The sequence below is a fragment of the Neorhizobium sp. DAR64872/K0K18 genome (genome assembly GCF_050500175.1).
In the GTDB taxonomy this organism is placed as follows: domain Bacteria; phylum Pseudomonadota; class Alphaproteobacteria; order Rhizobiales; family Rhizobiaceae; genus Neorhizobium; species Neorhizobium soli.
In genome coordinates, this window is sequence record NZ_CP191446.1 from 829,229 (window position 1) to 848,526 (window position 19,298).

At 61.5% G+C, this 19,298-nt stretch carries 17 protein-coding genes; 11 read left to right on the plus strand and 6 right to left on the minus strand.

The features are described from left to right. Window positions 1-137 precede the first annotated feature (137 nt). Both ACQY1P_RS09295 and ACQY1P_RS09300 read left to right on the plus strand, forming a co-directional pair. Complete coding sequence (locus ACQY1P_RS09295) at window positions 138-1,415, plus strand: nucleotide sugar dehydrogenase (protein ID WP_092662443.1); 1,278 nt, start codon at window positions 138-140, stop codon at window positions 1,413-1,415. A 43-nt stretch (window positions 1,416-1,458) separates the two neighbouring features. Next, a complete protein-coding gene (locus ACQY1P_RS09300) occupies window positions 1,459-1,941 on the plus strand; it encodes a class I SAM-dependent methyltransferase (protein ID WP_062453553.1) in 483 nt (160 codons plus the stop codon). 198 nt (window positions 1,942-2,139) lie between these two features. Here the strand turns inward: ACQY1P_RS09300 and ACQY1P_RS09305 are convergent, their stop codons facing one another. The 5 genes from ACQY1P_RS09305 to ACQY1P_RS09325 all read right to left on the minus strand — a co-directional run bounded on the left by ACQY1P_RS09305 (window position 2,140) and on the right by ACQY1P_RS09325 (window position 8,924). Continuing rightward, window positions 2,140-2,592, minus strand: a complete 453-nt coding sequence (locus ACQY1P_RS09305; protein WP_062454806.1) for a cyclic nucleotide-binding domain-containing protein — start codon at window positions 2,590-2,592, stop codon at window positions 2,140-2,142. 39 nt (window positions 2,593-2,631) lie between these two features. Further along, complete coding sequence (locus tag ACQY1P_RS09310; RefSeq protein WP_062453552.1) at window positions 2,632-5,361, minus strand: ABC transporter transmembrane domain-containing protein; 2,730 nt, start codon at window positions 5,359-5,361, stop codon at window positions 2,632-2,634. A gap of 223 nt (window positions 5,362-5,584) precedes the next feature. After that, complete coding sequence (cysN, locus tag ACQY1P_RS09315) at window positions 5,585-7,093, minus strand: sulfate adenylyltransferase subunit CysN (RefSeq protein WP_192076570.1); 1,509 nt, start codon at window positions 7,091-7,093, stop codon at window positions 5,585-5,587. 1 nt (window position 7,094) lies between these two features. After that, window positions 7,095-8,048 carry a sulfate adenylyltransferase subunit CysD gene (cysD, locus tag ACQY1P_RS09320; protein WP_192076571.1) on the minus strand — a complete coding sequence of 318 codons (954 nt, stop codon included), beginning with the start codon at window positions 8,046-8,048 and terminating at the stop codon, window positions 7,095-7,097. A gap of 69 nt (window positions 8,049-8,117) precedes the next feature. After that, a complete protein-coding gene (locus tag ACQY1P_RS09325; RefSeq protein WP_430256229.1) occupies window positions 8,118-8,924 on the minus strand; it encodes a phosphoadenylyl-sulfate reductase in 807 nt (268 codons plus the stop codon). A 359-nt stretch (window positions 8,925-9,283) separates the two neighbouring features. Here ACQY1P_RS09325 and ACQY1P_RS09330 point away from each other — a divergent pair, with 359 nt between their 5' ends. The 9 genes from ACQY1P_RS09330 to ACQY1P_RS09370 all read left to right on the plus strand — a co-directional run bounded on the left by ACQY1P_RS09330 (window position 9,284) and on the right by ACQY1P_RS09370 (window position 17,588). After that, on the plus strand, window positions 9,284-9,769 hold the full coding sequence (locus ACQY1P_RS09330) for an RrF2 family transcriptional regulator (protein WP_209900135.1): 486 nt from the start codon (window positions 9,284-9,286) through the stop codon (window positions 9,767-9,769). A 299-nt stretch (window positions 9,770-10,068) separates the two neighbouring features. Continuing rightward, on the plus strand, window positions 10,069-11,103 hold the full coding sequence (locus tag ACQY1P_RS09335; RefSeq protein ID WP_092661552.1) for a sulfate ABC transporter substrate-binding protein: 1,035 nt from the start codon (window positions 10,069-10,071) through the stop codon (window positions 11,101-11,103). Window positions 11,104-11,115: 12 nt separating this feature from the next. Next, window positions 11,116-11,973, plus strand: coding sequence for a sulfate ABC transporter permease subunit CysT (gene cysT, locus ACQY1P_RS09340; RefSeq protein WP_062453545.1), 858 nt, complete (start codon window positions 11,116-11,118; stop codon window positions 11,971-11,973). Between the two features lie 197 nt (window positions 11,974-12,170). Next, window positions 12,171-13,034: a sulfate ABC transporter permease subunit CysW gene (cysW, locus tag ACQY1P_RS09345; RefSeq protein ID WP_430256231.1), complete on the plus strand. Its 864-nt coding sequence runs from the start codon at window positions 12,171-12,173 to the stop codon at window positions 13,032-13,034. 14 nt (window positions 13,035-13,048) lie between these two features. Further along, entirely contained in the window at window positions 13,049-14,098 is a 1,050-nt protein-coding gene (locus ACQY1P_RS09350) for a sulfate/molybdate ABC transporter ATP-binding protein (RefSeq protein WP_430256233.1), read from the plus strand. Between the two features lie 159 nt (window positions 14,099-14,257). Continuing rightward, complete coding sequence (locus ACQY1P_RS09355) at window positions 14,258-15,577, plus strand: phosphatidylglycerol lysyltransferase domain-containing protein (protein ID WP_430256235.1); 1,320 nt, start codon at window positions 14,258-14,260, stop codon at window positions 15,575-15,577. Further along, the gene (locus tag ACQY1P_RS09360) at window positions 15,574-16,944 is read left to right on the plus strand and encodes a virulence factor family protein (RefSeq protein ID WP_430256237.1); all 1,371 of its coding nucleotides are present in this window, start codon (window positions 15,574-15,576) and stop codon (window positions 16,942-16,944) included. The genes ACQY1P_RS09355 and ACQY1P_RS09360 overlap by 4 nt, the downstream gene beginning before the upstream one ends. Window positions 16,945-17,016: 72 nt before the next feature. Continuing rightward, the gene (locus tag ACQY1P_RS09365; protein ID WP_092661564.1) at window positions 17,017-17,292 is read left to right on the plus strand and encodes a YlcI/YnfO family protein; all 276 of its coding nucleotides are present in this window, start codon (window positions 17,017-17,019) and stop codon (window positions 17,290-17,292) included. Continuing rightward, window positions 17,289-17,588 carry a type II toxin-antitoxin system RelE/ParE family toxin gene (locus tag ACQY1P_RS09370; RefSeq protein ID WP_092661565.1) on the plus strand — a complete coding sequence of 100 codons (300 nt, stop codon included), beginning with the start codon at window positions 17,289-17,291 and terminating at the stop codon, window positions 17,586-17,588. The genes ACQY1P_RS09365 and ACQY1P_RS09370 overlap by 4 nt, the downstream gene beginning before the upstream one ends. A gap of 12 nt (window positions 17,589-17,600) precedes the next feature. Here ACQY1P_RS09370 and betA read toward each other — a convergent pair whose 3' ends face one another. Then, window positions 17,601-19,253, minus strand: a complete 1,653-nt coding sequence (gene betA / locus ACQY1P_RS09375) for a choline dehydrogenase (protein WP_430256239.1) — start codon at window positions 19,251-19,253, stop codon at window positions 17,601-17,603. Window positions 19,254-19,298: the final 45 nt, after the last annotated feature.

Genomic DNA, 19,298 nt, shown 5'->3' on the forward strand with positions numbered 1-19,298 from the left:
AGCCCGATCTCTTGACAGAGACAGTCGTTGGGCTCACCTGATGGCTTCCCAGTTCGAATGCCTCCGGAGTGCCATCCTTGAACCAGCAATCGCCACAGGCGACGGATCTTTTGTCCGCCATCGAAGACAAGCGCGCAATGATCGGCGTCATCGGCCTCGGCTATGTCGGCCTGCCGCTCGCCATGACGGTTGCCCGCGCCGGCTTCAAGGTCACCGGTTTCGACATCGATCCGTCCAAGATGACCGCGATCGAAGCGGGCAAGAGCTATATCGAGGCGGTGCCCGACGACGTGCTTTCCGCCGAGCGCGATGCCGGCCGTTTTGCAGCGACGACCGATTTCGCACGCCTTGCCGAATGCGACGTGATCGCCATCTGCGTGCCGACGCCGCTTACCCGTCACCGCGAGCCGGACCTCTCCTACGTCGCGAAAACCTGCGAACAGATCGCTGGCACCCTGCGCAAGGGCCAGCTCGTCGTTCTCGAATCCACCACCTATCCCGGCACCACCGAAGAGGTGATGAAGCCGATCCTCGAAAAGACCGGGCTGGTTGCGGGCGAGGATTTCTTCCTCGGCTATTCGCCGGAACGCGAAGACCCCGGCAACCGCGATTTCCAGACCTCGACCATTCCGAAGGTCGTTGCCGGCGATGGCGAAGCGGCGTCTGCCATGGTGTCCGCCTTTTACGGCGCCGTCGTCGAAACCATCGTTCCGGTCTCCGGCACCCGCACCGCGGAAGCGGTCAAGCTCACGGAAAACGTCTTTCGCGCCGTCAATATCGCGCTCGTGAACGAGTTGAAGATCGTCTACGAGCGGATGGGCATCGACGTCTGGGAAGTCATCGCCGCCGCCAAGACCAAGCCGTTCGGCTACATGCCCTTCTATCCGGGCCCGGGCCTTGGCGGTCACTGCATCCCGATCGACCCGTTCTACCTCACCTGGAAATCGCGCGAATACGACCAGCCGACGCGCTTCATCGAACTTGCCGGCGAGATCAACACGGCGATGCCGCGCTATGTCGTCGACCGGCTGGCCGAAGCGCTCGACCGCATGCTCGGCAAGGCGCTCAGCCGTTCGCGGGTTCTCATCCTCGGTCTCGCCTACAAGAAGAACGTGCCCGATATCCGCGAAAGCCCGTCGCTGCGGCTGATGGAACTGCTTCTGGAACGCGGTGCCGACGTGGCCTATCACGACCCTTACGTCTCCGAAGTGCCGCGCACCCGCGAATACGGTCACCTGATGGGCCGCAAGTCCGTCGCGCTCGATCAACTCGGCGATTTCGATGCCGTCGTCATCGCCACCGATCATGACAGCTTCGACTACCAGGCGATTGCCGATGACGCGCCGCTGGTCGTAGATACCCGCAATGCGATGGCCAATCGCGGCATCACGTCGCAAACCATCGTCAAGGCGTAACCGTGCCCTATCTCAACGCTTGATCGCCGGAAAAGGGAAAGCAATGAGCAGACTGGACAGCTTCATCAACCGGATGACCGCGCAGCGCGACATCCTCAATCACATCAAGAACGATCTCGGCCTGCCGGCATCGGGCGATGTCTACGAGGTCGGCATCGGCAACGGCCGCACCTATAGCCATCTGCGCGAGCTGTTCGCCGACCGCCGCATCCTCGCCTTCGACCGCTCCAACGGCGCCCACCGCACTGAAGCACCGTCCGAAGACGACGTCGTGCTGGGAGAGATCAAGGATACCGGCCAGGCTTATGTCGGCAAGAACGCTGCCCTCGTGCATGCGGATATCGGCACCGGCTATCCGGATGCGGATGCGAGAACCTTGCAGTGGTTGCCGCAAATGGCGGCTGGCATGCTCGCGTCAGGCGCCTATGCCGTCAGCGGGCTGCCGCTCGACCACCCCGATCTTGAAGAACTGCCACGCCTGCCGAGTGTGGAAGAGGGCCGCTACTTCTATTATCGCAAGCGATAAACAGGCCGTGAAACGGGCGTGAGGACCAGCGCCACGCCCGTGTTCCGCCACAAATTCAGGTCAGAGAAAACCTATCGTCAGCATCGCTGACCGAGTGTCCAACGCGCGCAAATGGCATCGTTTGCGCGCTCAAAGACCCGCGGATGAGCCGAGGGAAAGGCTGTGGATAACCTGTGGATAACGGCCGATGACGGGCAATCAGGCGTGCTGACGGTCCCGGCGCATGTCGTCCATGCGGGCACCACGGATCGTTTCGGCCAGCGTCCGGCTGATTTCCATGCTCATGCGCGGATTGTCGGAGATCACCTTGAAGAAGGCATCCTTGGTAATGCGCAGAACATCGACCTCAGTCACGGCACGTGCTGTCACGGCCTGCGAGCAATTGGAGAGAAGGCACATCTCGCCGATAATGGAATTGCACCCGGCCTCACCGATCTTGGTCTCGGAATTCGCCGAACCGCTGATCATGTCGACCTTTCCGCACAGGATCACGTAGGCAGCATCGCTGCTGTCGCCCTGTGAGAAAATATCCTGCCCCGGTTCGTAGAGAACGCGGTCGGAGGTAAAGGCAAGCAGCTTAAGTTTGCACGGATCGACCCGGCAAAAATAAGGAACTTTCTTCAGCAACTGCACTTCATCGTTGAGCAACATGGTTTCCACCATTTGGTCATCTTGTTGGCGGCTGCGATATTATGCCACCAACGATTTAAAAATACCACTCTTTGTATCCAGAGCCTCAAAAGAGTCGTCTTCGGCCACGGATCCCTTGTCGAATACGATAACACGATGAAACAATCGTGACAGGGCAGTATTCGACAAAACCCACGCCACAGAAGGATTATTGTCCTGCTGAGCGAGGAAGTGAAGCACATTCTTAACAATTTCTTCCTGAGCCCTCCGATCGAGGCCCGGAAGGGGCTTGTTGAAGATGTAATAATTGGAGCGCCGCACCAGCGCTCGGGCCAGGCTCAGCTTGTGGCGCTGGACCAGTGTCAGCCGCCGGCCGCTGGCGCCCATGTCGTAGTCCAGCCCGATGCCGATAAAGCTCTCATAGAGACCCATTTCGCGCAGCAACTTGCCCGCCACGTTGCGGATCTTGGTCGGCGCGTCGGCGTTGCGTTGCGACAGCTTGCCGAACAGGATGTTTTCGCGAAGCGTCGCCGAGCCCATGTATTTGTGCGGATCGTAGCGCTCGATGCGGCTGCGCAGCGATGCCGGCAGGTTGGCATAGAAGATGTCGCGCGTGGCAACGATCTGGTTCATGATCTCGGCGGTCAGGACGCCGAAGCGGTAGCGTGGCTCGATATAGTAGAGGCTGAGCTTGACCACCGCGCGCCGGTCGTCCTCGCTGGGCTTGAAGTCCCGGCGGCTGCGCTTGCGCTTCAAAAGCTGCTCGTAGAACGCGATATCGTCGGTGGTGATATGCTCGAGCTGCTGGAACAGCGGATGTTCCGGCGGCAGGCCCTGGAAGATTTCCGACAGGTTTTCGGCGATCGAAAGTCCCATGTCGTAGAACAGGTCGAACAGATTGGCCGTCTTCAACACTTCGAAGACATACTCTCCCTCGGCCAGTTCCATATCCAGTTCCGCCGACTGGCGCGTCGCCGCAAACAGCAGGTTTTCCCGCACCGTCGCTTCGGTGTTGTAGGCGCTGAAATCGAAATAGGAGACGAGATTGCCAAGCCCCTGACTGGCGAGTTCCTCGCGCAGGGCAAACCGCATCTCGACGACACGACCGGTCAGTTCCTCGTGTTCGGCCGGGTCGAGATAGGAATGCAAGGCCAGTTCCATCACGTCGGCTGTCAGCTGCACCGCATCGAGGGCCCTCAAGACCGACTGCTTGACATCGTCTTCGCCGCCTTCCGATACAGAGGTGGATCGACGGTCGATCCAGTCGACGGACGGATCGTGCGTCGTGTTTCCGGCGCGTTCGGCTTCGCTCATTTTCCAGCGCCGCCGCAGCTTCTTGTGTTTGGGCTCGTCTGCGGACTTCTCCTGCACGGCCGGCGCGTGCTTGAGCCCGTAGAGAAGATTGTCCTTGAGCGTCCCGTGGAAAAAGTAGCTGTCGGCCGACGCATAGGAGACCTGACGCCCGGTCACCGCTTCCGGCAGCTCCAGAAGGTCGACCTCGCCCAGCATCACGCGGCCCGATGCCGGCCAGGTAATGCGGCCGAACGCTTCCGCCGTCGCTTCGGCGCCGATGCCGGCATTGTCGATCATCGCCACCAGCTCGCCGGGCTCGATCTTGAGTGTCACGTTTTCGGCGATATGGGCGCCGCTGCCATCGACGATGGTGAGGTTCAGAGCGGCAAGCGGAGACGGCGTATGGTCCGGCACATCGTGGGCGAGCGCATGCAGCGTCGGCGCGATCAGCACGCCCGGCTCGAACTGTTCGCGCACCTGTTCGTATTTCACCTGAACGTCCTGGCGTGCCTGGTCCCAGTCGATCAGTTCCTTGAGCGGGCCCGGCAGGTCCTTGTAGGCGTTGATGACGGCCACCAGCTGGCCGACGTCGAGCGTGCCGCGCAAGGCAAAATAGCCGCCGATCGAATAGAAGAGAAACGGCGTCAGCTGCGACAGGAAATTGTTGACGAACTTGACGATGAATTTCCACCGATAGAGGTCGTAGCGGATCTGGAAGATCTGCCCCAGCCGGTCGGAAATATCGGCACGCTCGTAATTGCTGGTGTCGTAGCTGTGGATCGTATCCATGCCCTCGACAATCTCGCCCACCTTGCCCGCCAGATGCCGGGCGGTGATCTGCCGCTGACGGCCAAGATCGATCAGGCGACGGCGCATCTTCGGAATGATGCCGACCTGGATCGCCACCATGAAGGCTGCGATCAGCCCGAGCCACAGGTTCTGCAAAAGAATGAAGGTGAGGGCCGCGATCGCCTGTCCACCCAGCATGGCCGGCTGCACGAAAGCGTCACCGGTAAAGCCGCCGAAAGGCTCCACCTCGTCCTTGACCATGCTGGAGACTTCCGCACCGCGGATCTGCCGCATCGTGCTTGGCGGAAACCGCAGAAGACGGTCCACCAGTTCGTAGCGGATACGGCGCAGCAGCCGTTCGCCCAGGCGTCCCTTGTAGGTGTTGATGTAGAACTTGAACAACCCGTTGACGATGACGAGCAGCAGGAACACGCCCGAAAGCGCCATCAGCGTCGCCAGCCGGTTGAGCTCGAAGCCTTCGAAACCGAAGGACCACTGCGTCAAAGGAATGGTGAACTGGAATGCGAGGAAGGGCCGGGTTGCGGCCGCCATCTCGAACCCTTCACCCTGGATCGGCCCGTTGATGATCTGCTTGGGAAGGTCGAACGCAAGGAAGTACGGAATCATCGAAATCAGAACGATCGCGAGAACCCATAACTGCTGCGGTCGCGTATGATTCCAGATATAACGAAGTAGATGTTTTTCCATCGGCAACGGATCTCAGTTCCCGAGGCTGGATTGCACAGCGCGCCTCCCGGAAGGGTGAAGGGAGGCATGATATAGGTGGATCCGCCGCTTGTGCAAACGTCTCGTGCACGATGCTGCTTGATTAGGCGATTGGTTCGCCGCCAAGTGTGGCAAACCTGCCGGGATGGCTAAGGGCCGGGTTATGCACCCCGGCCCATCAGTGTTTAAAAATTCCTGTTTTAAATCAACGGTCTTTGTCGCCCGATGTCAGGATTTCGGCAGCTTCCGCGCCGCTCACCCTGCGGATCTCAACGTCGTCGCGGCGGGCGGCAAACGCGTCGGTTGCCATCAGCAGTTCGGCAAGATCGGCCGGCAGGGAGAGAATCACGCGGTCGCCCTGCACTGGCTCGCCACGGCGAATGCCGCCGAGTTCGCCGCGCTTGGCCGTGATCATACCGCCGGCGACCGTATTCAGCGTATCCGGGTCGATCAGGATGAAGGCGCCGGTCGAGCGGTTCTGCTCGTAGGTGTCGAACACCGCCTGCTCTTCGAAAGACAGGCGCACCTTGCCGATCGCGTTCATGTCGAGGCTGGACGCATGCGGAGCCCAGCTGCCCGACTGCAGGTCGAGCTGCAAGATCGGCTCCACCGTCACGCGCTGGCGGCGCGAACCGCTTTTCAGCCAGTAGCGCTTGCCCGGCTCGATGCCGCCAGGCTGCAACGCCACCATCTGCGCTTCGAAGCTGACGCCGCTCATCGGCTGGCCGTCGAGCGAGGCGATCACGTCGCCGCGCGCCACATCCACCTGTCGGTCGAGCACCAGCGTGATCGCGTCGCCGGCGACGGCAGCGTTCCGCACGAGGTCGAAGGTGACGATCTGCTTGACGTTGGCAATCGTGCCCGATGGCAGGATGACGACGCTGTCGCCCGGCTTGATCGAGCCGCCCGCAACCGTGCCCTGATAGCCGCGAAAGCTTTCGCCGGGACGTGAGACGCGCTGGACGGGAAGGCGGAAGCCACCGGTCTGGGTGGAGCGGGTCGTCGCAAGTTCCAGCGCCTCGACCAGCGTCGGGCCTTCATACCACGGCATCGTGGACGTGGCGGGATAGACGACGTTTTCGCCCTTCAGCGCCGACATCGGGATCGCGGTGATCTGGCGAACGCCGAGCGACAGCGCGAATTCGCGGAATTCATGGCTGATCCGGTCGAAGATCTCGCGGTCGTAATTCACGAGGTCGAACTTGTTGACCGCGAGAACGAATTGCCGGATGCCCATCAAGGATGCGATCGTCGCATGCCGACGGGTCTGTTCCAGAAGCCCGACGCGGGCGTCCGCGAGCAGAATGGCGAGATCGGCCGTCGAGGCGCCGGTTGCCATGTTGCGGGTATACTGCTCATGGCCGGGCGTGTCGGCCACGATGAACGAACGCTTCTCGGTCGAGAAATAGCGATAGGCGACGTCGATCGTGATGCCTTGTTCGCGCTCGGCCTGGAGACCGTCGAGAAGCAGCGCGAAATCCGGCAGGCCGAGATCGTTCTGGCCGCCGCTATCGCGGGCAAGCGTCACCGCCTGGTCTTCCTTGACGGCCTTGGTATCCCAGAGAAGCCGGCCGATCAGGGTCGACTTGCCGTCATCGACGGAACCGCAGGTGATCAGCCGCAGCGGCCGCACGTCACGGGTGATCTTGGCAGCGGATTCCGCAAAGGGCAGAATGGTGGCCGAAGCGGCGGTGGATGTTGCGGTCACGCTCATCTCAGAAATATCCTTCACGCTTCTTCTTTTCCATCGAACCCGACTGATCGCGGTCGATGGCGCGGCCCTGGCGTTCGGAAACCGTGGCTATTTCCAGTTCCGCGATGACCTCTTCGAGGTTCGACGCGGTCGAGCGGATCGCGCCTGTCAGCGGGAAGCAGCCGAGTGTGCGAAACCGGATCGAGCCATGCTTTATCTCTTCGCCGGGAAGCAGTTCCAGCCGCTCATCTTCGGCCAGAATCATCATTCCGTCGCGCTCCACATAGGGGCGCTCGGCGGCGTAGTAGAGCGGCACCAGCGGAATATTTTCCGCCTGGATGTAGCGCCAGATATCCACTTCGGTCCAGTTCGAGAGCGGGAAGGCGCGCACGCTTTCTCCCTTGCGGATCATGCCGTTATAGACGTTCCAAAGTTCCGGCCGCTGGTTGCGCGGATCCCATTTATGGTCCGGCGTGCGGAACGAATAGATCCGTTCCTTGGCGCGGCTTGCTTCCTCGTCGCGTCGCGCGCCGCCGAAGGCTGCGTCGTAACCGCCGGCATCCAGCGCCTGCCTCAGCGCCTCGGTCTTCATCACGTCGGTGTAGAAGGACGAACCATGGGTGAACGGCGTGATGTTTTCTTGCCTGCCGCGGACATTGCTGTGGACCACGAGGTCGAGATCGTATTCCTCTGCGATCTTGTCGCGGAACTCGATCATTTCCTTGAACTTCCACGTCGTGTCCACGTGCAGAAGCGGGAAGGGCACGCGACCGGGGAAGAAGGCCTTGCGGGCGAGATGCAGCAGAACGGAGGAATCCTTGCCGATCGAATAGAGCATGACCGGGTTTTCGAATTCGGCCGCCACCTCCCGGAAGATGTGGATCGCTTCGTTTTCGAGCGCCTTCAGATGAGGATCGAGCGGCGGGCGGGAAACGGGCGGGTTCTTGATTTCCGTTTCCTGTACTGACAGGGGCATTTCAGTCTCCGGTATTCTTAAAGACACAACATAGATGGCAAGGGCGGCAGGCGCTGCGATCCGGACGGATCATCGGATGCCGCTTGCCCCTTGGATGACCGAGGAGCGGGCCGCGGGGTCTTCGGAGGCCTGCGCGTCAGACGCGTGACTTTCCGAAACATGCAGACCGCATTCGCGCTTCTCGTCGTTTTCCCACCACCAGCGGCCGGCCCGTTCGGGCTCGCCCGGCTTGATGGCGCGGGTACAGGGCTCGCAACCGATCGACGGATAGCCGCGGGCGTGCATCGGATTGATCGGGATATGCTCGGCCGCGACATGCGCGTTGATGCGGTCGATGTCCCAGTCCGCCAGCGGATTGATCTTGATCAGGTTGCGCTCGGCGTCGAATTCGGCAAACGGCGTCGTCGCCCTGTTGCCGGACTGTCCGCGGCGAAGCCCGGTGATCCAGATCTCGGCGCCGGACAGCGCTTGCGCGAGCGGCACCAGCTTCCTCACACGACAGCAGGCGTGGCGGGCTTCGACGCTGTCATAGAAACCATTGATGCCGTAGGTTTCGACAAACGCATCGACATCGTCCTTGTCAGGGTAAAACCTGATGATCTCGAGATCGTAGCGCGCTTCGGTCTCGGCGATCAGGTCGACGGTTTCGCGAAACAACCGGCCGGTCTCCAGCGTCGATACCTCGATCGGCAGACGATGCGTGCCGATCGCAGCTGTTATCACCTGATCCTCGATCCCGAGCGACGTGGTGAACACGGCGCGGCCGAGCCCTGCCACAAGCGACAGACGGCCGGCAAGGTCGAGGCCTGCAAGGCGAGTATCGAGATTTACTGCAAGTGCCTGATGGTCAAGCCTTGCCACGTCCTGAAAGGTCATCGGTCATCTTCCGTAAGCAATGGCAAGATTATTGTCGGACCCGTTGCGGAAAGACAGGAAAAGCCGTTTCAACCTTCGGACTGCGGGAGCAAATATCTCTCCAAAGCTTCGCCTACACAGAAAACCCGACGCCTTAACCAAATGTGAGCCTTTTTTGCCCGCCAATGCGGCCATTGGTTTGTAATTTCTTGCCATTTGCGCTATCCCAGGACCAGGTTTTGCATTGCGGCATCGCCGCGTGCCGGCCTGCTCCTCGCGAATGCCGGTTGCGGCTTCATCGTGGATGCCCAGAGGAAAAATAAGCGGCGACGTGAGACCGATTTCGGCCTTGCGGCGGCGCTGCTGTTAGTGGTCGCGGTATGATATCCCAGAAGGCGAAATATGCGTTGAGAGCCCTGACGGCCCTGGCGCAGGCGGATCCTGAAGAACCGATGCTGATCTCCGAGATCGCGGTTCAGCAGAGCATTCCGAAGAAGTTTCTGGAGCAGATCCTGCTCGACCTCAAACGTTCGGGGATCGTCGTGTCGCGGCGCGGCAAGCAGGGCGGCTATCTTCTCCTGCGGCCCGCCGACGCCATCACCTTCGGCGAAGTGCTGCGTCTGGTCGACGGACCGATCGCGCCGCTGCCGTGCCTCTCCCAGACCGCCTACCGCAAATGCGACGATTGCGACGGCGAACACCTCTGCGAAATCCGCCACGTCTTCGCCCGCGTTGCTGACGCCACCCGCGACGTGCTGTTCAGCACTACCATCGCCGATGCGGTGGAAGGGGCTGGGGTCGAAGTGGCAGCAGCTGACGCTGACGCTGCCGACGCCGGACAGGTGCGCGAACTGCTGTCGGCCTAGTATCTGGCTAGCGCGCATCTAAGAATTTACTGTGTCGCGTTGATTGGCCATCGAGCACATGCGGGCCTCTGACGGCCTGTTCGAGGCGTCCTCTCTCGTCCAAAACCCGACCCGCTTCCCGGATTGCCTTACCCCTTCCTCCGCTTTTCCCAGCACTGCCGTTTCGCCTCTAGGCCTCGCGGGAACGCGCCCTTGTCGCCGCAGCCCGTCAAAGGGAAACAGTTTTGCCTTGGTTTCGCCGTCGATTGACTAAGACGACCGGCTCGGTAGAGTTTGGGCAGATCACAGGGGAGGCATTCATGCTGAATTTTACCGATGGGATATCGAAGCGGCTTCTGGCACTGGCGCTCGGCGTGACGCTGGCCGCCGGCAGCGTGGCACCGGCTTTTTCAGCCACCCAGCTCCTCAACGTGTCCTATGACCCGACGCGCGAGCTCTACAAGGATTTCAACGCAGCCTTTGCCAAGCACTGGAAGGCAGAAGGTGGCGATGATGTCGCCATCCGCCAGTCGCATGGCGGCTCCGGCGCGCAGGCCCGCTCCGTCATCGATGGTCTGGGTGCCGATGTCGTGACGCTGGCGCTGGAAAGCGATATCAACGCCATCCAGAAGGCCGGGAAGATCAAGGAAAACTGGCGTTCCCGCCTGCCGAACAATTCCTCGCCCTACACGTCGACGATCGTCTTTTTGGTGCGCAAGGGCAATCCGAAGGGCATCAAGAACTGGGGCGATCTGGTCAAGGGCGACGTTTCGATCGTCACCCCGAACCCGAAGACGTCAGGTGGCGCCCGCTGGAACTATCTGGCGGCCTGGGCCTGGGCTAACGAAGAATTCAAGGGCGACCAGGACAAGATCAAGGCCTATATCGCCGATCTCTACAAGCGCGCTCCCGTCCTCGATACCGGCGCCCGCGGCTCCACGGTGACGTTTGCGCAGCGCCAGATCGGCGACGTGCTGCTTGCCTGGGAAAACGAGGCCTATCTCGCCGGCGAGGAATTCGGCAAGGACGCATTCGACATCGTCGTACCACCGATCTCGATCCTCGCAGAGCCGCCGGTTGCGGTGGTCGACGCGACGGTCGATGAGAAGGGCACCCGCAAGGTCGCCGAAGCCTATCTTCAGTATCTCTATTCCGACGAAGGCCAGAACATTGCGGCCAAGCACTTCTATCGTCCGTCCAGGCGCGATGTGGTAAAGCCTGAATTGCTGAAACAGTTGCCGGATATCAAGCTCGTCACCATCGACGATCCGATCTTCGGCGGTTGGAAAAAGGCGCAGCCGGAACACTTCGGCGATGGCGGCATCTTCGACCAGATCTACAAGCCGGGCAAATAAGTCGGAACCGACATGACCTCATCCACCGCTGCCACGTCGGCACGGTGGCGGGTAAAACAGCCGAGCATCATCCCGGGTTTCGGGTTGACGCTCGGCTTTTCGCTCGCCTACCTGTCGCTTATCATCCTCATTCCGATCGCAGGCCTGCTCTGGCGCACGGCCGAGCTCGGCTGGTCAGGCTTCTTCGCCATCCTTTCGGATCAAAGAACGATCCGGGCTCTCACCGTGTCCTTCGGCACGGCCTTTGCGGCAGCACTCATCAATGTCGTATTCGGCACGCTGCTCGCCTGGGTGCTGACCCGCTACCGGTTTCCCGGTCGCCGGTTGATCGATGCCATGGTGGACCTGCCGTTTGCCCTGCCGACGGCGGTCGCCGGCATCGCATTCGCGTCGCTCTATGCGCCGAATGGTTGGATCGGTTCGCTGTTCATGCCGTTCCGCATCGCGTTTACGCCCTACGGCATCGTCATCGCGCTGATCTTCATCGGTCTTCCCTTCGTCGTGCGCACCGTGCAGCCGATCATGGAAGAGATCGATCGCGAGGTGGAGGAGGCGGCAGCAACGCTCGGCGCCAACCGGTTCCAGACCATATTCCAGGTTCTGCTGCCGGGCTTGGCGCCCGCCATCCTCACCGGCTTCGCACTCGCCTTTGCCCGCGGTGTTGGCGAATACGGCTCGGTCATCTTCATCGCCGGCAACATTCCGTACGTCTCGGAAATCGCGCCGCTTCTGATCGTCATCCGGCTGGAAGAGTTCAACTACGCCGGCGCCACCGCAATCGCCACGATCATGCTGCTGATCTCGTTTGCCATGCTGCTGGTGATCAACCTCATCCAGGCCTGGAGCCGCAGGAGGTATGGTTATGTTTGATGTTTTCGGAGCTGCCTTGAAAAAGAACCCCTCCCAACCCTCCCCACAAGGGGGAGGGCTTAACCCAGCCTCACCCTCTGATGCAGGAACGCAGCGCTTGCCACGTCGGTTCTCCCTCCCCGTGGGCGGTCCGAAGGACGGGGCGAGACCCGTGTCTCGACCCCGGTCGCCCGGCAGGGCAGAGAGGGTCTTGTCTCATGTCTAAGTCCGCCCGCATCACACGTTTCCGCAGCCCCGCCGATGAAAGCCTCACCACCAAGCTTGTCCTGGTCGGCGTATCCCTCATCTTCCTCGGATTCTTCCTGTTCCTGCCGCTCGTCTCGGTCTTCGTCGAGGCGTTTCGCGAGGGTTGGGGTGCTTATGAGGAAGCGCTGGTCGAACCCGATGCCTGGGCCGCGATCGGGTTGACGCTCACGGTCGCCGCCATCGCCGTGCCGCTCAACCTCGTCTTCGGGCTTGCGGCGGCATGGGCCATCGCCAAGTTCGAATTCAAGGGCAAGGCCTTCCTGATCACCCTGATCGACCTGCCGTTCTCGATTTCGCCGGTCATATCCGGTCTCGTCTATGTGCTTCTGTTCGGCAGTGCCAGCGTGCTTGGACCCTGGCTGAAGAGCTATGGCATCGAGATCCTGTTTGCCGTGCCCGGCATCGTGCTTGCCACCGTGTTCGTCACCTTTCCCTTCATCGCCCGCGAACTGATCCCGCTGATGCAGGACCAGGGTACCGGCGACGAGGAGGCGGCGCTGTCTCTCGGGGCAACCGGCTGGCAGACCTTCTGGTATGTGACGCTGCCCAATATAAAGTGGGGCCTGCTTTACGGCGTGCTTCTCTGCAATGCCCGCGCCATGGGCGAATTCGGCGCCGTCTCGGTCGTATCCGGCCGCATCCGCGGGCTCACCAACACGATGCCGCTGCATGTGGAGATACTCTATAATGAGTACAACATGGTTGCAGCCTTCGCGGTGGCCTCGCTGCTCGCACTTCTGGCGCTCGTCACGCTTGCCCTCAAAACCCTTCTCGAACTTCGGTTCGGTGCCGGCTCAGCCGGCGGCAGACATTAAAAGGCTCCCGCTCTATGGAAGTTAGCATCAACAATATCCGCAAGGAATTCGACCGCTTCGCCGCGCTGAACGACGTGTCCCTGAAAATTGCGTCCGGCGAACTGATCGCGCTGCTCGGTCCGTCCGGTTCCGGCAAGACGACGCTTCTGCGGCTGATCGCAGGCCTCGATTTCCCCACCGCCGGCCAGATCATCTTCGGCGCCGAAGATGCCTCGCATCATTCCGTGCAGGATCGCAATGTCGGCTTCGTATTCCAGCATTACGCCCTGTTCCGGCATATGACGGTGGCCGAAAACATCGGCTTCGGCTTGAAGGTCCGCCCCTCCGCCAGCCGCCCGTCGAAGACCGAGATCCGCAAGCGCGTTTCCGACCTGCTCGATATGGTCCAGCTGTCGGGGCTTGAGAGCCGCTATCCGAACCAGCTTTCCGGCGGCCAGCGCCAGCGTGTGGCACTGGCCCGCGCCATGGCGATCGAGCCTCGTATCCTGCTGCTCGACGAACCCTTCGGCGCGCTCGATGCCAAGGTCCGCAAGGAACTGCGCCGCTGGCTGCGCGAGTTTCACGATCGCACCGGCCACACCACGGTCTTCGTCACCCACGACCAGGAAGAAGCGCTGGAGCTGGCCGACCGCGTCGTTGTCATGAGCCAGGGCAAGATCGAACAGGTCGGCTCGGCCGACGACGTCTATGACCGGCCGGGGTCGCCCTTCGTGTTCTCCTTCATCGGCGAATCCTCGCACCTGCCGGTCGAGGTGAAGGACGGCACGGTCCTGTTCCAGGGCGAGCCGATCGGCGTGTCCGGGGAAGCCAACAGTTCTGGCGACCTCTACTTCCGTCCCGAAGATGTGGAACTGACGCAGGAGCGCGACGCGCTGTTCGGCAAGGTCACGGCCTCGCGGCGTCTGGCCGGCACCCGTATCGCCGAGATCGATATCTCCAACCCTGGTGGAAGTAACGACCACGAGCCCTTCCATGTGGAGATCGAAGTGCCGTTGCACGCACCGATCGAGCTCGGCTCCGAAGCAAGGTTCCGTCCGACCCGCTGGAAGATCTTCGGCCGATGACAGGGTGCTGGTACGGGTCGGGTACCAGCTTTTCACACTCTAAATTGATCCCTATCAATTCCGGGCGCATCGTAAGCTGATATGCAGCCTGCGCGCGTAAGCTTCGGTAAATCAAAGTGCTCTATGAAGCTCGCAGTTCGATAGTCCGACAGGTCTCCTATGGCAGATATTGCGCATGAAACGATGGCCCCCGCCGTTGCGGAGGGCGAAGCGGTCTCCGCTGTGGGTCAGTTCGGCAAATTTCTTGCCGAGCGACTGCTGGACGTCCTTGGCAATCGCGGCCTTGCCTTCTATTTCGCGCTGATCGCCTTCACCGCGGCGCTGTCGCTCTACGTATTTCTGGAAGAGAACCTGCTCGCAGTCGCCTGGCATCTCGTCATCGGCGACGTCACGACACGCGTCTCGGCCGGTTTCGTCACCGTCGCTTTCGTCGGCTCGCTGGCCGCCAGCCGTCACCGTCGCGTTCCGCGTCCCGCCTCCCGTATCCCGTCCGGCGAGGATATGGAGAGAGCGCTCCATATCCTCGCGGTCCAGCCCAACGCCAGCGCCGGCCTCGTGCGCCTGGGCGATAAGAAGCTGTTGTTTTCCGATTGCGGCACTGCGTTCATCATGTATGCGCGCTCCGGCCGGACCTGGGCGGCGCTGTTTGATCCGGTCGGCTGCCGCAAGGCGTGGCCGGGACTGATCGTCAAGTTCATGAACGCCGCGCGCCGCGATGGCTGCCGCGCCGTGTTCTACCAGGTCTCGCCCGAGTTTCTGCCCTGCGCAGTCGAGGCGGGTCTGAAACCCTACAAGCTCGGCGAACAGGCGGTGGTTCGTCTCACCGATTTCGATCTGAAGGGTGGCGCCTGGCTGAAACTTCGCCGGTCCATCAACCGTGCCGAACGCGACGGGCTGGAATTCTCGCTGCTGCCGGCGGAAGCTGTGCCCGGCGTGATGGACGAGCTTATTGGCGTTTCTCGCGCCTGGCTTGCCGCCCATAACGCCGCCGAAAAGGGCTTTTCGCTCGGCACGTTCCAGCCGGCCTATGTGGCCGCCGGACCGGTCGCCGTCATCCGTCTCGAAGGCCGCATCGTCGCCTTCGCCAATATCCATGCGACAAGTTCGAACGGCGATGCCTTTATCGACCTGATGCGGCATGTGCCCAACACCCATCGCGGCATGATGGATCTGCTCTTCGTGCGCATCATGGAGCACTTCAAGTCGGAAGGGTATCGCACTCTCAATCTCGGCATGGCACCGCTTTCAGGTCTTGCCACCCATCGCCGCGCGCCGCTCTGGAACCATATCGGCAACCGCATCTTCGAAAACGGCGAACGCTTTTACAATTTCCGCGGCGTTCATGCTTTCAAGTCGAAATTCGATCCGGAATGGCAGCCGCGCTATCTCGCCGTCTCCGGCCGCGGCATGCCGCTCGTTGCCCTGTTCGACGTGACCAAGCTGATTGCCGGCGGCCTGAGGGGCATCCTTCGCCGATGAAGCTTTTGCCTGCAATTGTTGCCGGCATCACCGTGGTCGCCGCCGCGGTGAATGCGTTTCAGTGGTGGGCCGGCCCCGGCATCAGAAGCCTGCCGACCGACCGCATCGCCTATCCCGACGCAAAGGCATCCGGCATCGTTCTCCTCCTGTCCGGCACCGAAGGCTGGTCGGACCGCGAGCAGACGGTCTCCGATGCACTGGCTGCCGACGGCGCCGTGGTCGTCGGCGTCGATCTGCCCGACTACTTCGCTGCTCTGGCTAAAGAAGAAGACCGCACCTGCCTCTACCTGGTCTCCGATATCGAGGGACTGAGCCGCCAGATCCACCGCGAGCAGGAGATCGCCGCCTACCTCCCGCCGGTCATCGCTGGCATCGGCGGCGGTGGCGCCCTGGCGCTCGCGATCGCCGCCCAGACGCCCGCCTCGACCATCGCAGAAACCATCGCCATCGATCCGCTGGCTTCCATTCCCGTAGAAAAGATCCTCTGCACGCCGGCCCCCAAGACGGTGGTCGAGGGCGGCGTCGCATACGGCCTCACGCCGGGCCCGCTGCCGGAACCGGTGCGCATCCTTTTGACGCCGCAGGCGGATCCCGCAGGGGAAGCCCATGCGGATGCGCTGAAGCAGACCCATCCGGCAATCGAGATCACCGCCTGGGACGAAACCGCGGAAACCCTGCTGCTGCAAACCGTTTCCACAACGCTTGCCCGCCTTCGCCAGTCATCGTCGCCGCTCGGCCTGCCGATCGTTCCGACCTCGGTCGTGCCGCTCCACGATACGCTGGCGATCATCTATTCCGGCGACGGCGGCTGGCGCGATATCGACCAGAAGCTCGCAGCCTATCTCGTGGAAGACGGTATCCCGGTCGTCGGCGTCGATGCGCTGCGCTATTTCTGGACCGAGAAATCACCGCAGGAGACGGCCACCGATCTCTCCCGCATCATCACCACCTACCGCCAGCGCTGGAACGTCAAAAACGTCGTCCTGATCGGCTATTCCTTCGGCGCCAACATCCTGCCCGCCACCTATCGACTGCTGCCGGAGAGAGATAAGCAGACTGTCTCGTTTCTCTCACTTCTGGCGCTCTCGCACCAAGCCGATTTCGAGATCGCCGTCACCGGCTGGCTCGGCTGGGCAGGGGCCGCCAAGCAGGGCGATCCGGTCGATGACATCGCCGAGATCGAGCCGCACAAGATCCAGTGCATCTATGGCACGGAGGAGGAAGACACGGCCTGTCCTGCTGTCGAGGACATCCCCGGCACACTCGTCCATTCACGCCCCGGCGGCCATCATTTCGATGGCGACTACCGCGCCCTCAACCGGCTGATCGTGGACCGCATCAGGGCTTTGTCCTCCCCCGCGATGTGATCCGGATCCACTTGCCAGAATACGCTTCCAGGCGCATCATGCATCGCACTTGCAACGCATGAGGTGATGCTAATGAAAACCGCAACCATCCCGTCGCTGCGCGTCGACCCGGAACTCCGCGCGGCTGCCGAAAGCGTGCTGAAGGAAGGTGAAACGCTCTCCGCCTTCGTCGAGGACTCGCTGAAAAAGCAGATCGACTACCGAAAGACCCAGGCGGAGTTTATCGCCAGGGGGCTGGCAGGTCTGGCCGAAGCTGAGCGCACCGGGGTTTACTACTCATCTGAAGAGATTTTTGGAGAACTGAAAGGCATGCTTGAAGCCAAGCGGGCCGAAAAGCGCTCCAAATGAGCTATCTCGTGAAGTGGACGGAGCGCGCGCGAGTTGATCTCAAACGGCTCTATGCATATCTGCTGGATCGCGACGAGGACGCCGCGGCCCGTGTGCTGGAACTCATTGCACAGTCGGTGGTATTGCTCGAAGACTTCCCATTCAGTTGCCGCAAGGCCTTAGGCGGCAATGCACTCCTTCGAGAAATGCTCGTTCCATTCGGTTCGTCTGGCTATGTCGTGCTGTTCAGAATAGACAGCGAGACGTCCGTCACCATCCTCGCCATCCGCCACCAGCGCGAGGACGACTACCACTGACACCGCACGACCTTAGCGGTCGCTCATCGCCGCTCTCGGATTGACCCAGGGCTCCTGATTGCTGCGGGGCAGGGGCTGTCTGCCCAGAATATGATCCGCTGCCTTCTCGCCGGTCATGATCGACGGGCCGTTGAGATTGCCATAGGTGACATGCGGGAAGATCGAACTGTCGGCCACCCGCAGCCCTTCGACGCCGATCACCCGGCATTCCGGATCGACCACCGCCATCAGATCGTCGGCCCTGCCCATCCGGCAGGTACCGCAGGGGTGATAGGCGCTTTCCAGATGCTCGCGCAGAAAGGCATCGATTTCCTCGTCGCTCTCAACCTGTTCGCCCGGCTGGATCTCCGGCCCGCGATAATCGTCGAACGCCTTTTGGCTGAAGATCTCGCGCGTCAACCGCACGCAGTGGCGGAACTTGATCCAGTCTTCCTCGTGGCTCATGTAGTTGAAGCGGATGACAGGATCGTCCTTCGGATCGGACGAGCGCAGCGTCACCGCGCCGCGCGATTTCGACAGGTTGTAGCCCACATGCACCTGGAACCCGTGGCTCTTCGCCGCCGCCTTGCCGTCGTATGAAATCGCAACAGGCAGAAAATGATACTGGATATCCGGCTGCTTCAGGCCCGGTTCCGAGCGGAGGAACGCGCAGGCCTCGAACTGGTTGGAGGCGCCCAGGCCACCCTTGGTCATCAGCCACTGGGCACCCGCCACGCCCTGCCAGAACCAGGGCAGCCAGGAATAGAGCGAGACAGGCTTGGTGGAGATCTGCTGGAAGTAGAACTCCATGTGATCCTGCAGGTTGGCACCGACGCCCGGCCGGTCGGCCACGACCTCGATCCCCATCTCCCTCAGATGCGCCGCCGGCCCGATGCCAGACAGCATCAAGAGTTTCGGCGAGTTGAAGGACGAGGCGGCAATGATCACCTCGCGGTTTGCCTTGACCACTTCCGGCACGCCCCGCCGCAGAACTTCGACGCCAATCGCACGACCGTTCTCGATCACGACCTTCTGCGCCAGCCCATAGACGACTTCGACATTCTTCCGCTTCATCGCCGGCCGCAGATAGGCATTGGCAGCAGACCAGCGGCGACCGTCATGGATCGTCTGCTCCATCAGCCCGAAGCCTTCCTGCTTCGAGCCGTTGTAATCGTCGGTGGTCTCGAAACCGGCCTCTGCACCCGCCCGGATGAAGGCATGGAACAGCGGATTGGTCATCGGCCCGCGCTGCACATGCATCGGCCCATCGGTGCCGCGCCATCCCTCTTCGCCACCGTGGGCCGTTTCCATCCGCTTGAAATAGGGCAACACATCCGCATAGGACCAGCCGGTCGCGCCAAGATCCTCCCAGCGGTTGTAGTCTTCGGCATGCCCGCGCACATAGACGAGACCATTGATCGAGGACGAACCACCCAGCACCTTGCCCCGCGGCGCGGTAATCCGGCGGTTGCCGAGGTTCGGTTCCGGCTCCGAATAATAACCCCAGTTGTAGCGCTTCATGCTCATCGGCCAGGCAAGTGCCGCCGGCATCTGGATAAACGGACCATAATCGGTACCGCCCGCCTCGATCACGATGACCGAATGCTTTCCGTCCTCGGACAGCCGGTAAGCCATGGCCGAACCCGCCGAGCCGGAACCGATGATGACGAAATCTGCCTGAAGCATTCTTCTCAATCCGTGGTTGAATGAAATTCGATTCTAAACGATATT